At 69.8% G+C, this 14,741-nt stretch carries 3 protein-coding genes; 2 read left to right on the top strand and 1 reads right to left on the bottom strand.

The genetic code is table 11. The annotated features are described in order from the left end of the window. Positions 1-364 precede the first annotated feature (364 nt). Complete coding sequence (locus K0O62_RS02030; protein ID WP_073855454.1) at positions 365-11,356, top strand: type I polyketide synthase; 10,992 nt, start codon at positions 365-367, stop codon at positions 11,354-11,356. Between the two features lie 78 nt (positions 11,357-11,434). Here K0O62_RS02030 and K0O62_RS02025 read toward each other — a convergent pair whose 3' ends face one another. Next, complete coding sequence (locus tag K0O62_RS02025) at positions 11,435-12,523, bottom strand: NAD(P)H-dependent amine dehydrogenase family protein (protein WP_073855453.1); 1,089 nt, start codon at positions 12,521-12,523, stop codon at positions 11,435-11,437. A 261-nt stretch (positions 12,524-12,784) separates the two neighbouring features. On the opposite strand from K0O62_RS02025, the gene K0O62_RS02020 reads away from it, so the two are divergent. Beyond that, positions 12,785-14,620, top strand: coding sequence for an acyl-CoA dehydrogenase (locus K0O62_RS02020; protein ID WP_073855452.1), 1,836 nt, complete (start codon positions 12,785-12,787; stop codon positions 14,618-14,620). Positions 14,621-14,741: the final 121 nt, after the last annotated feature.

Raw genomic sequence — 14,741 nt, 5'->3', positions numbered from 1 at the left:
GGTTTATAGCGACGGCGGCGGCGGTGCGGCATGCCCCGACGGCGACTTCACGATAGCGGCTGAGCACCGTGATCGCTGCCACACCCCGGTGGGCAGCGGCGCAGCCGGCGGTCCGCAGCGCCGACGACCGCGGGACCACCCGATCGCGCGGCCACCATCGGGGTCACCCGAAACCGCCTCGGTCAGCAACTCTCATGCAATACTGACGATCGGGAAAACGAGCCGGCCGTGGCTGTCGGGAGATCGAGCGCGCCGCTGTCGGGTCGAAATTCGAGCCGTTCGCAAGCCAAGGCGCTTGCATGTCCCCAGGCCTGACGCGGTCTCGCCGGGCACAGACACTTCACGACGCGGAGAGCACAAACTCATGGCAATTACCGATAATGCTGTCCCGTCCGCGGAGCGGGCACCTCGTTTCGCGATCATCGGCTACGCAGCACGCCTACCCGGCGCCGCCGACGCGGACCAGTACTGGGATGTGCTGCGCGACGGCCGCGACGCCGTCAGCGAGATTCCCGCGGACCGGTGGGACGCCGACGACTTCTTCGACTCCGACGCCGCCGCGGCCGGGAAGGTCGTCACCCGCCGGGCCGGTTTCGTCGACGACGTCAGCGGGTTCGACGCGCCCTTCTTCGGGGTGTCCGCACGCGAGGCCAGGCTGATGGACCCCCAGCACCGGCTCTTGCTGGAGACCTCGTGGCGGGCCGTGGAGCATTCCGGCACCGCACCAACGGCTTTGGCGAACACCCGCACCGGCGTGTTCGTCGGCCTCTCCACACACGACTACCTGGGCATGGCGTCCTCGGAACTGACCTACCCCGAGATCGAGGCCTACCTGGCCATCGGCACGTCCGGCGCGGCCGGCGCGGGCCGGATCAGCTACCGGCTGGGATTGCACGGCCCGGCCGTCACCGTCGACACCGCGTGCAGCTCCTCGTTGGTGGCCATCCACCAGGCCTGCCAGGCGCTGCAGCTCGACGAGTGCGACCTGGCCCTGGCCGGCGGCGCGAATGCGCTGCTCAGCCCGGCCACCATGATCACGTTCTCGCAGTCCCGGATGCTCGCACCCGACGGTAAGTGCAAGACGTTCGACGCGGCCGCCGACGGCTATGTGCGCGGTGAGGGCTGCGGTGTCATCGTCATCAAACGGCTCGAGGACGCGGTGCGCGACGGCGACCGCATTCGCGCGGTCATCCGCGGCAGCGCGGTCAACCAGGACGGCGCGTCGGGCGGCCTGACGGTGCCCAACGGCGTCGCTCAGCAGCGGGTCATCACCGAGGCGCTGGACCGGGCCGGCCTCGCCCCGAACGAGGTCGACTACCTGGAGGCCCACGGCACCGGAACCTCGCTGGGCGATCCGATCGAGGTCCAGGCCGCCGCCGCCGCGCTCGGCAAGGGACGCGATGCGGACCGGCCGCTGCTGATCGGCTCGGCCAAGACCAACATCGGGCACCTCGAAGCCGCCGCGGGCGTCGCCGGTGTGCTCAAGGTCGTCCTCGCGCTCGAGCACCAGGAACTGCCCAAACACCTGAACTTCCGCAATCCCTCACCGCACATCCCGTGGGAGCGCATCCCGGTGCGGGTGGTCTCGGAGGCGACCCCGTGGCCGACGTCCGACAGCCCCCGGATCGCGGGTGTCAGCTCGTTCGGGTTCTCCGGCACCAACGCCCACGTCATCCTCGAAGAACCACCGGTGCCGGCGGCCCCGGCGGCGCCCGCCGCGGCGCCCGACTCCCGGCGGTTCACGGTCCTCCCCCTGTCGGCGCGCACCCCGGCCGCCCTGGTGGCGACCGCGGAGCTCTACCGCAACTGGCTGGCCGAGCACCCCGACGCCGACCTGACCGCGGTGGGCCTGACCGCCGGCGCCGGCCGGGCCCATCACGAGCACCGGGCCGCACTGGTGGTGAACTCGCTGGACTCCGCACGCGAACTGCTCGGCGCGCTCGCCGATGACCGACCAGCGCCCGGACTGGTGCGCGGTCACTGTGCCGACGCCCCGAAGACCGCCTGGCTGTTTCCCGGCCAGGGCAGCCAGTACGCGGGTATGGCCCGCGAGCTCTACGAAACCGAACCGGTGTTCGCCGAGACCCTGGACCGGTGCATCGCGGCCCTGGCGGCCGGCGACGGAAAGTCGTTGCTGGAACTCATCTTCGATGCCGACGACAACGATCGGCTGCGGCTGACCCAGAACGCGCAACCGGCGATCTTCGCCGTCGAGATGGGTCTGGCCCGGCTGTGGCAGTCGTGGGGCTATGAGCCCGACGTGGTGCTCGGGCACAGTGTCGGCCAGTTCTCGGCGGCCTGCGTGGCCGGAGTGTTCAGCCTCGAGGACGGCGTGCGACTGCTCGCCGAGCGGGGCCGGCTGTTCGGTGAACTGCCCGCCGGCGGGCGGATGGCGGCCATCTTCGCCGACTCCGACCGCGTCGAACGCCTCACCGACGAATACCCGAGCCTGTCGGTGGCCGCCTACAACGGTGCCAACACCGTGCTGTCCGGACCCGGCACCGACCTGGAGCGCGCGGTGGCCGGGCTGACCGCCGACGGGGTGCGGTGCGACTGGCTCGACACCAGCCATGCCTTCCACTCGGCGCTGCTCGACCCGGCGCTGGACGCCTTCGAGACCTTCGCGAATCAGTTCGAATTCGCCGCGCCCCGAAGGATTCTGGTGTGCAACCGGACCGGCGCCGCGCTGGGCCGCACCGCCAAGCTGGACGGGGCGTACTGGCGTCGCCATGCCCGCCAGCCCGTCGAGTTCGCCAAGAGTGTCTCCACGCTGGCCGAACTCGGCTGCGCGGTGCTGTTGGAGGTCGGGCCGCAACCCGTGCTCACCGCCGCGGCGATGCGGGCCTGGCCCGACCCGGCGAACCCGCCGCGGGCCATCGCGTCGATGCGCCGCAACGGCGCCGACCACCGCCAGATCGCCGAGGCCGTGGCGAACACCTATGTGGCCGGTCACCTGCCGGACTTCGGCGCCCTCGTGGCGGGACCGGCGGGCAAGGTCGATCTGCCCACCTACCCGTTCGAGCACCGGCCGTACTGGTTCCGGGACAAGAACGCCAAGACCGCGACCACCGCCTCCGGGTCGGCCGCCCGTACCGAGGCCGTCCGCCTGCTCGAAGACGGGCGCATCGAGGAACTCGCCGCACTGCTCGACGACGCGGGCAGCCAGACCACCGCCGACGTGCTCAACAAGCTTGCCGCTCAACACAATCGCCAGCGCGACGCGCTGTCCATCGCGGACTCCCGGTATGAAATCCGCTGGCCGGTCTCGGCCCCCGCCTCCCCGGCGCCGGCCGGCGAAGGTTGCGCATGGCTGGTCATCGGTGATGACACCTCGACGGTGCAACCGCTGCTCGACGCGCTGAGCACCCACGGGCACCGCTACCGGGCGCTCGGCCTGCCTGCCTCCGACGCCGACGAGGCGCTCATGGTCGCCGAACTGCGCGCCGCGGTCGACGGTGAACCCACGCTGCGGATCCTGCATGTCGCGGCGCTGGAAAATGCCGCGGCGCCGTCGATGCGGTCCCTGCTGCGGATGCAGCATCGCATTCTGGGTGGCACCCAGCGGCTGTTCCGCGCCGCGGCCGCCGCCGATCTGCGCGCACCGATCTGGGTGCTCACCCGCGACGCGCAGCGGATCACCGACGCCGATTCGGTGTCGCCCGAGCAGACCGGCCTGTGGGGATTCTGCCGCGCGGCCGCACTGGAGTACCCGCAGGTGTGGGGCGGCCTGGCCGATGTGAGCGGCACCGACGCGGACTGGGCCCGACTGGTCGCCTACATCGTCACCGCGCCCGCCGGTGAGGATCAACTCGCCCTGCGTGGGCAGTCCGTACACGTGCCGCGGCTGGTCCGGCGGACCGGACAGCCCAATCCGACCACGCTCCAACTGCGCACCGACGCAAGCTATCTGGTGACCGGCGGCCTCGGGTCGCTGGGCCTGGAGATCGCCGGCTACCTGGCCGGACACGGGGCCCGCAACCTGGTGCTGACCAGCAGGCGCGCCCCCAGCGCCGCCGCGCAGGGACGCATCGACGCGTTGACCGCGCAGCACGGTTGCGCCGTCCGGGTGATCACCGCCGACGTCGCCAATCCGCACGACGTGGCCCACCTGATCGACACCATCTCGGCCGAACTCCCGCCGCTGGCCGGCATCGTGCACGCGGCCGGCGAGAACAGCACCACCGTCCTGAGCGATCCGGATGCCGCCGAACTGGATCGGGTGTTCTCCGGAAAGGTCTGGGGCGCTTGGTATCTGAGCGAGGTCGTGGCGGATCTGAAGCTGGACTTCTTCGTCTCCACCTCCTCGATCTCCGCGGTATGGGGCAGCTACGGCCAGAGCGCCTACAGCGCGGCCAACGCCTTCCTGGACGGGTTGACCTGGCGGTTGCGTGAGCAGGGCGTGCCCGGCATCAGCGTCAACTTCGGGCCGTGGGCGGCGGGCATGGCCGACGAGCAGGCCCGCGCCCAGCTGGATCGCCGTGGTGTGCACACCCTGTCGCCGGCCGACGCGCTGGCCGGCATGGCCGACCTCATGGTCGGCGCCGGTTCGCACGGTGTGGTCGCGCGCATGGATTGGGCGCGCTTCCTGCCGATCTACCTGCAGACCGGGAAACGGGCACTGCTGGCCGAGGTCGCCGGCGAGGTTCCCGAATCCTCATCCCCGGTGGCGACGGCCGCCGGTACCACCCGGCTGGTGGAGCGGCTCACCGCAGCCCCGGTGCAGCAACGCAAGAAGCTGGTGCTGGAGGAGCTGCGTGACGCGGTCGCCGAGGTGACCCAGATCGACGCCTCCGAGATCCGGGAGGAGACCGGGCTTTTCGATCTCGGACTGGATTCGCTGATGGCCGTGGAGCTGCGGCGCAGGCTGGAGGCGTCGGTCGGCGCCGAGCTGCCCGCCACCCTGGCCATGGACCATCCCCGGCTCACCGACATGGCCGATTACCTGCTCGGTGACGTCCTGAAGCTCAACGAACGCGCGGCCAAGGCTGCCCCGCAACCGGTGTCACTGGCCACCTCGGCGGTCGACGAGCCGATCGCGATCATCGCCGTCGCGTGCCGTTTCCCCGGTGCACCCGACCCGGACGCCTACTGGGACCTGTTGGCCGGCGGGGTGGACGCCATCCGCGAGATCCCCGAGGACCGCTTCGACATCGACGAGTTCTACGACCCCGATCAGCAGATGCCCGGCAAGATCTACACCCGCAGCGGCGGTTACCTGGACAGCGTCGACAGTTTCGACCCGGAGTTCTTCGGAATCTCGCCCCGGGAAGCGGTCTGGATCGATCCACAGCAGCGACTGATGCTCGAGTTGGCCTGGGAGAGCCTGGAGCGTGCCGGTTACGGACCGGCGACCCTGCGCGGCAGCCGCACCGGCGTGTTCGTCGGCGTCGGCGCCAACGAGTACTCGCACCTGCTGTCCGGTGACTCGGTGGAGAACCTGGAAGCGCATTTCATCACCGGCAACGCCCTCAATGCCATTGCCGGCCGGGTGTCGTTCACGCTCGGCCTGGAGGGCCCGGCGATGGCGGTGGACACGGCGTGCAGTTCCTCGCTGGTGGCCGTCCATCAGGCGGTGCAGGCGCTGCATTCCGGCGACTGCGACATGGCGCTGGCCGGCGGGGTGAACGTCCTGCTGAGCCCGGCGTCCGTCGTCGCGGCGTCGCGGGCCCGGATGCTGTCCCCGGACGGCCGGTGCAAGACCTTCGACGCGGCGGCCGACGGCTATGTGCGCAGCGAGGGCTGCGGCGTGCTGGTGCTCAAGAAGCTCAGCGACGCCCAGCGTGACGGCGACCGGATCTCCGCGGTCATCCGTGCCAGCGCGGTCAACCAGGACGGCGCGTCCAGCGGTCTGACGGTACCCAATGGTGGTGCCCAGCAACGGCTCATCAGTTCGGCACTGAACCGCGCCGGGCTGTCCGGTGCCGACATCGACTACCTGGAAGCGCACGGCACCGGTACCCCGCTCGGTGATCCGATCGAGGTGCAGGCCGCCGCGGCGGTGTACGGCGCCGGCCGGGACCCGAACCGGCCCCTGCTGATCGGCACCGCCAAGACCAACGTCGGGCACCTGGAATCGGCGGCCGGGGTGGCCGGTCTGGTCAAGGTGGTGCTGTCGCTGCAGAACGAACTGCTGCCGCAGACGCTGCACTTCCAGAATCCTTCTCCGCACATCCCGTGGGCCGATCTGCCGGTGCAGGTGGTGGACAAGCCGACACCGTGGCGCACCGACGACCATCCGCGCCGGGCCGGCGTCAGCGCCTTCGGGTTCACCGGCACCAATGCACATGTGCTGATCGAGGAAGCGCCGCAACCTCTTTCGGTGGCACCGGAGGACAACGCCGAGGACACCACCGGCAGCGTGGCGGCGGTCAAGGAGCCGCTGAGCGTGCTACCGCTCTCGGCGCGCTCCGCGCAGGGCCTGTTGGCGCTGGCACAGAAGTACGCGACCTGGCTGGACACCCACCCGGAGGCCTCGATCGCCGATGTGGCCTTCACCGCGGGCGCCGGGCGGTCGCACTTCGAGCACCGGGCGGCAGTGGTGGCCAATACGGTCCCCGAGGCCAAGATGCTGCTCGACGATCTGGTGGCCAACCGGCTGCGGCCGGGCGTGGTGCGCGGTGAGTGCACCGACCCGCCGACCACCGCGTGGTTCTTCCCCGGCCAGGGCAGCCAGTACCCCGGCATGGCGCGCGAACTGTACGAGTCCGAACCGGTGTTCGCCGAGACCGTCCGCAAGTGCGCGCAGGCGGTGGACGGCATGCTGTCGCGGCCGCTGCTGGACGCGATCTTCGACACCGGCCGCGAGGCGGCGGAAACGTTGAAGCACACCTCCTTTGCGCAGCCGGCGATCTTCGCCGTCGAGATGGGACTGGCCCGGTTGTGGCAGTCGTGGGGCATCGAACCCGATGTCGTGCTCGGCCACAGCGTCGGCCAGTATGCGGCGGCGTGCGTGGCCGGGGTCTTCAGCCTGGAGGACGGGGCACGGCTGATCGCCGAACGCGGGCGGCTGTTCGGCAGCCTGCCCGCCGGCGGCCGGATGGTGGCCGTGTTCGCCGACCCCGAGTACGTGGAACATGCCGCCGAGGCATTCGGACGGGTCTCGGTCGGTGCCTACAACGGCCGCAACACGGTGCTGTCCGGTCCCGGCGAGGACCTCGAGCAGATCGTCGCCGCGTGCACCGGAGAGGGTGCGCGCTGCACCTGGCTGGAGACCAGCCACGCCTTCCACTCCGAGCTGCTGGATCCGGTGCTCGACGAATTCGAGTCCTTCGCCGGGCAGTTCGAGTACGCCGCACCCATCCTGCCGCTGATCTGCAACCGCACCGGCACGGTGCTGACGGCCGAGACACCGATCGACGCCCAGTACTGGCGGCGGCATTCGCGCCAGCCGGTCCAGTTCACCGAGAGCGTGCGCACCGTCGCGGCACTGGGCTGCTCGGTGCTGATGGAGGTCGGCCCGCAGCCGATCCTGACCGCGGCGGCGCTGCAGAGCTGGCCCGAGTCGGCCGCGACACCGAAGACGATCGTGTCCCTGCGCAAGGGCGCGAACGCTCAGCGCCAGATCACCGAGGCCCTGGCCACCGCCTACATCAGCGGGCACCGGCCGGACTTCGCCGCGACGCACACCACGGCCAACCGGGTGGAGCTGCCCACCTACCCGTTCCAGCGACGTCGCTTCTGGCCCAAGACCGCGGTGGTGGGGATGGGTTCGGGGGCGGTGTCGACCTCCGGGATCCTGGGCAGCGCCAAGGATCTGGCCTCCGGGGACACCGTGTACAGCAATGTGTTCTCGGTCAAGACGCAACCCTGGCTGGCCCATCACGTCATCTACGGCACCGTCGTCGTGCCCGGTGCCACCTATGCGGCGATGGCACTGGCCGCCGCGGGCGCTCCCGCGCACGTCAAGGACGTCTACTTCTACGAGCCGATCATCCTGCCCGACAAGGCCTCCCGTGAGGTGCAGCTGAGCCTGCACCCAACCGACGAGGGGTGGAAGTTCCAGGTGCACAGCCGGCCCTACGGGGTTCGGGACGCGGAGTGGTCGCTGAACGCGGACGGCAGCCTGGGTGCCGGTGCGGAGGCGGTCGAGGCGCTGTCCGAGGTCGCCCCCGATGAGGCCATCGAGGCGATGAACCGCACCCGCCCGCAGGAACTGTTCGAGATCTTCAACGACATGGAACTGGCGTGGGGTCCCACCTGGTCCACCTCGCTGAAGTCGCTGTGGGTCGGGGAGGGCGAGGCCATCGGTGATGTCTCGGTCGGCGAGGACCTCGCCGAGCATCTGGGCAGCGAGCCGATCCACCCGGTGCTGCTCGACCTGTGCACGGGTGTGGCCTTCCCGGCGTTCCCGGCGGTGCTGGCCGCCGAGCAGGGCCTGACCGATCTGTTCCTGCCGCTGCGCTACGGGCAGGTCCAGGTGCAGGAGAACATGCCGCGCCGGTTCTACTGCCGCGCACGCTGGCACGAGGGTCCGCTCAACAGCGAAACCCTGGTCTTCGACATCGATTTCGTGGACCGCGACGGCCATGCCCTGGGCGGGATCCGGGAGTTCACCGTCAAGCGCGCACCGCGCGAGGCCCTGCTCCGGGGCCTCGGCGGCGATTCCACCCGGTTGCTCTACACGGTGGGCTGGCAGGAAAGCGCGGCGCCGGGCACCGGCGACGGGGAGGACGCCCAGGACGACGCGGTCGCCAACGGCACCTGGCTGATCGCCGGGCACGACTCGTTGGCGTCCGCGGTGCCCGGAGCCGTCGTCATCGAGTCGGCCACCGACCCGGCCGCCTGGCAGCAGGCGTTCGCCGCGGCCGCCGAGCGCGGCGCCCCGGTCGCCGGGATCGTCTGGCGCAGCAGCGGACAACACCCCGGGGCGAGCGAAGCGACGGGGAATGACACTGTGGATGTTCCCACCGCGGAACTCGCGGAGCGGGTGGAGACCGAGGTCGCGGCCCTGCTGGCCGCCACCCAGACCGCCCTGGCCGAGCAGAAGAGCACACTGGCCGGCGGGTTGTGGATCGTCACCGAGAATGCGGTGGCCACCGAACCCGGCGAGCCGGTCGACCCGGTGCAGGCGGCGCTGTGGGGCTTCGGTCGCACGCTGATCGCCGAGCAGCCCACCTTGCGGGTCCGCCTGGTCGACGGGGACGGCACCGATGAATCGCTGGGCTGGCTGGCCGAGGCACTCGGCACGCCGGTCGTCGAACCCGAGATGGCGGTGCGCCAAGGGCGTTTCCTGGTGTCGCGACTGCTGCATTGGGCGCGCACCGGTCATCTGCCGATGCCCCGCTCGGATGACTTCGCGTTGGCGCCCACCGAGCGTGGCGCGATCGACAACCTGCGGCTGACCGAGATCGAGGTGAGCGCACCGAAGCCGCACGAGGTGCAGGTCCGGATCGAGGCCGCCGGCCTCAACTTCCGCGATGTGCTCAACGTGCTCGGCCTCTACCCCGGCGATCCGGGCCCGATCGGTGGAGACCTGTGCGGTGTCGTCACCGAAGTGGGTTCCGAGGTCACCGGATTCGAGGTCGGCCAGCGGGTGTTCGGCTCGATGCAGGGTGCGTTCGCGAGCCGGCTGAACGTTCCGGCGCAGTTGTTGGCGACGGTTCCGGAGGGGATCAGCGCGGTCGACGCCGCCACCATTCCGGCGGCGGCGCTGACGGTGCGGTTGGCGTTCGACTGGGCGCAGTTGCGTCCGGGTGACCGGGTGCTCATCCACGCGGCCAGCGGCGGTGTGGGTCTGGCCGCGGTGCAGATGGCGCGCGCACACGGTGCGACCGTCTTCGCCACCGCGAGCACCTACAAGCGGGCGACCCTGCGCGCGATGGGTGTGGAGTACGTCTACGACTCGCGGACACTCGATTTCGCAGATCAGATCCTCGCCGATACCGATGGCGAGGGCGTGGATGTGGTGCTCAACAGCCTGACCAACGAGGGCTTCATCGAGGCCACGGTGCGAGCCACCGCACGGGGTGGCCGGTTCGCCGAGATCGCCAAGCGCGATATCTGGACCCCCGCGCAGATGTCGGCGGTGCGTCCGGACATCGACTACGAGATCGTCGCGCTGGACGTGACGATGATGAGCGATCCCGACCACATCCAGCGCCTGATGGCCGAGGTGTCCGACGGTCTGGCCGACGGTGTGTGGACCCCGGTGCCCGCGGAGATCTATCCGCTCACCGAGGCCCGGACGGCGTTCCGTCGCATGCAGCAGGCCCGCCACATCGGCAAGATCGTCGTGCAGATGCCGAAACCGCTTCAGCCACGCGGTGATCGCAGCTATCTGCTGACCGGCGGCCTGGGCGCGCTCGGCCTGCACACGGCGGCCTATCTGGCTCAGCTCGGGGCCGGGGACATCGTGCTGACCAGCCGCCGCGCCCCGGACGCCGACGCCCAGCAGGCCATCGATGCGATCAGCGAGCGGTACCACTGCCGGATCCACGTGCTCTGCGCCGACGTCGGCGTCGAGTCCGAGGTGGCCGCGCTGCTGGACAAGATCCGGTCGGAGCTGCCGCCGCTGGCCGGCGTCGCGCACCTGGCCGGCGTGCTCGATGACGCCCTGGTGCCGCAGCAGAGCCTGGAGCGTTTCCAGGGCACGTTGGGGCCCAAGGCATATGGTGCGCACCATCTGCACGAGCTGACCCGCAACGATGATCTGGAGTTCTTCATCCTGTACTCGTCGGCGTCGGCGGTGCTGGGCTCACCCGCACAGGCGAACTACGCCACCGCCAACGCGCTGCTCGACGGTCTGGTCGCGCAGCGCCGGGCGCAGGGGTTGCCCGCGACCGCGGTGAACTTCGGCCCGTGGGGCAGCGGCGGCATGGCGACGTCGCAGGCCGCGCTGGCCAACCTCAGCGCGCAGGGCATGATGCCGCTGGAGCCCTCGGCGGCGCTGTCCGCGCTGGGCGAGGCGATCCGGCACGGTACGGCGCAGGCGACGGTGCTCAAGGCGAACTGGCAGCGGACCGCCAAGATGCTGGGCGGGATCCGTCCGCCGCTGCTGGATCAGGTGCTGCCCAGCGCCGACGGCGCGGTCACCGGCGACAGCGAGTTGCTGCGGCAGCTGCAGGAGCTGCCGGTGGCGGCCCGGGCCGGGTTCATCACCGAGTTCCTGCAGCGCGAGGTGCAGGGCTTCCTGCGGCTCGCGCAGCCGCCGGCGGCGTCGAGCAGGTTCCTGGACCTGGGCACCGACTCGCTGATGGCCGTCGAGTTGCGCAACCGCCTGTTCGGCCAGTTCGGCGGCAAGTTCGACATCAGCCCGACGGCGGTGTTCGACTACCCGACGATCGGGGAGCTCGCCGAGCATCTGGTCTCGCAGCTGCCCGACGCGGCCCCGGCCGAGCCGGAGCAGGCGGCGAGTTAGACACCGCGCCATCGAGATTCACACCAGGGACGCCGCAGGCGGCAATTCGATCCCTGGTGTGAATCTTGTGGGGCCCACTCAGGCCCAGCGTGATGCCTGCACCTCGGGCGGCAGTGTCGAGCGCAGCGGCACGTCCAGCCCGTCGTAGATCCCGGCGGGCTGGGTGGCCAGCCATTCGACGGCGCCGAGCAGACGGTTGGCGGCGGTGGTGTTGCCGCCGTCGGCGCGGGTACCGCCGGGGACGTCGGCCCGGGTGGTGATGGTCAGTTGCGGGTCGCCGTCCACGATCACCCGGTGATCGCCGACGCCCTGGTCGGGTTGCGGCCAGTCCGGCGCGCAGCTCGGGTGGATGCGGGTGATGTGCTCGATGACGATCCGTTGCCGGCCGCCCGACCAGCCGATGACCTTCAGATAGAACGCCCCCTGGGTGCCCTTCCGGAAGGGCCCGAGCACGGTGTCGACGGTCTCTTCGAGCGCGAGTCGCTCGACCTCTTCGGTGATCTCGTCGATCTCGATGCCCAGCCCGCGGCCGATCAGCCGGACGTTGCCGCCCCACACCATCGTCGGGATCGTCGGCAGCAGCATCATCGGGGTTTCGTCCATGGATGCCCCGAAACCACACAGCACCCGCACCGAATGAGGCTGGTTGTAGGTGGAGTAGTCGAAGATCTCCTGGCAGGTGATGGTGTTGATGCGGGTGCACAGGCTGGCCGCGGTGACCGCCAGCGCATCGTTGCCCCAGCCCGGGTCGACGCCGCTGACCAGGAGTGCGGCGTCACCGGCCACGCATGCCGCGGTGAGCTGCTCCACCCAGTCCGGCGGCGCCGAGCGCGGGTCGTACAGGGAGTAGAGCGATGGGGTGACCACGTGCGCGCCGGCGCGCAGGGCGCGTTCGATGTCGGCGATCGCCTCGACGGGGCGGATGTCGCCGGAGGCCATGTAGGCCACCGCATCGCTGCCGGAGAGGACGGCGTCCACCTCGGCGGGTTCGGTGACGGCCCGCACCCCGGTCTCGGTGTCCAGACCGGCGAAGGAGGCGGCGTCGCGGCCGGCCTTCTCGGACGATGAGGTGATCACACCGCCCAGGCTCAGGCCCGGGAAGGCGACCGCGGAGCGGATCGCCGCAGCCCCCATGTTGCCTGTTCCCCACACCGCCACGCGCCTCATCCGTATCACCCTGCCGAGGGTGCCATCGCCGGCGTGGCCAGCATCACATTTTCGGGAAAGAGCCAGCTCGGGGCGCATTTACCGAGCCTGCAGGCGGCCCGATCAACCACCGGGTTGGGCGACTGCCGAGAATTTGCCCCGGGACGCTTTGCGCGGAGGTTACTCGGCGGTATAGTTCTGTGCAGTTACTGGTGGGTAACTTAGTGCAGTCAAGTCCCGAGTACCCAACCGCGCAGACCCAATTCTCATTGAGGAGACACTGTGAGTCACTACAAGAGCAACGTCCGTGACCAGGTATTCGCCTTGTTCGATGTGCTCGGTCTCGACAAGGCGCTCGGCGCCGGGGAGTTCGCCGACCTGGATGCCGACACCGCCCGCGAGATGATCAACGAGATGGCGCGGCTGGCCGAGGGCCCGCTCGCCGAGTCCTTCGCAGACGGTGACCGCAACCCGCCGGTCTTCGATCCGGCCACGCACACCATCAAGCTGCCCGAGTCGTTCAAGAAGTCGGTGCGCGCCTGTATCGAGGGCGGCTGGAACAAGGTCACCCTGGACGAGGATCTCGGCGGCATGCCCGCCCCCAAGGCGCTGCTGTGGGCGCTCAACGAGCACATCCTCGGCGCCAACCCGGCGGTCTGGATGTACAGCGGCGGTGCCGGTTTCGCGCAGATCTTCGCCGACAACGGCACCGAGGAACAGCGCAAGTGGGCGGCCATCGCCTCGGAGAACAACTGGGGCGCCACCATGGTGCTCACCGAGCCCGACGCGGGTTCGGACGTGGGCGCCGGCCGTACCAAGGCCGTCAAGCAGGAGGACGGCTCCTGGCACATCGACGGTGTGAAGCGGTTCATCACCTCCGCCGAGGCCGACGACCTGTTCCCGAACATCGCGCACCTGGTGCTGGCCCGCCCCGAGGGCGCCGGCCCCGGCACCAAGGGTCTGTCGCTGTTCTTCGTGCCGAAGTTCCTGTTCGACTTCGAGACCGGTGAGCTCGGCGAGCGCAACGGTGTCTTCGTCACCAACGTCGAGCACAAGATGGGCCTCAAGGTCTCGGCCACCTGTGAGCTGTCCTTCGGCCAGCACGGCGTTCCGGCCAAGGGCTGGCTCGTCGGCGAGGTGCACAACGGCATCGCGCAGATGTTCGACGTCATCGAGCAGGCCCGAATGATGGTGGGCACCAAGGCCATCGCCACCCTGTCCACCGGCTACCTGAACGCTCTGGAGTACGCCAAGGACCGCGTGCAGGGTGCGGATCTGACCCAGATGACCGACAAGACCGCCCCGCGCGTGACCATCACCCATCACCCGGACGTGCGTCGTTCGCTGATGACCCAGAAGGCCTACGCCGAGGGCATGCGCGCGCTGTACATGTACACCGCCACCTTCCAGGACGCCGAGGTCGCCAAGGCGCTGCACGATGTGGACGCCGAACTGGCCGTGCGGGTCAACGATCTGCTGCTGCCGGTGGTCAAGGGCTTCGGCTCGGAGACCGCCTACGCCAAGCTGACCGAGAGCCTGCAGACCTTCGGTGGATCCGGCTTCCTGCAGGACTACCCGGTCGAGCAGTACATCCGCGACGCCAAGATCGATTCGCTGTACGAGGGCACCACCGCCATCCAGGCGCAGGACTTCTTCTTCCGCAAGATCATCCGCGACAAGGGCCAGGCGCTGGCCTACGTCTCCGGGCAGATCGACTCCTTCGTGAAGAACGAGACCGGCAACGGCCGCCTGAAGGCCGAGCGTGCACTGCTGGCGACCGCGCTGGAGGACGTCCAGGCCATGGCCGCCACCCTGACCGGCTACCTGATGTCCTCGCAGGAGACGCCGTCCGACATCTACAAGGTCGGCCTGGGCTCGGTGCGCTTCCTGATGAGCGTCGGCGATCTGGTCATCGGCTGGCTGCTGCAGCAGCAGGCCGCCGTGGCGATCGAGAAGCTCGACGCCGGCGCCACCGGTGCGGACAAGTCGTTCTACGAGGGCAAGATCGGCGCCGCGTCGTTCTTCGCCAAGAACTTCCTGCCGCTGCTGACCAGCACCCGCGCGGTGCTCGACCACATCGACAACGAAGTGATGGAGCTCGACGAAGCCGCCTTCTGATCGGCGCTCACTCCCGCTAGACCAAGAAACCCCCGGCGATCCCGGGGGTTTCTTGTTTATTGCCGTCGAGACGCGCGCTTTGGTTGTACTCAGAATCTGAAATGGCACCGGTACGCGTGTT

The sequence above is a fragment of the Mycolicibacterium diernhoferi genome (assembly GCF_019456655.1).
Lineage (GTDB): Bacteria > Actinomycetota > Actinomycetes > Mycobacteriales > Mycobacteriaceae > Mycobacterium > Mycobacterium diernhoferi.
This window is presented reverse-complemented; position numbering and strand designations above follow the sequence as displayed.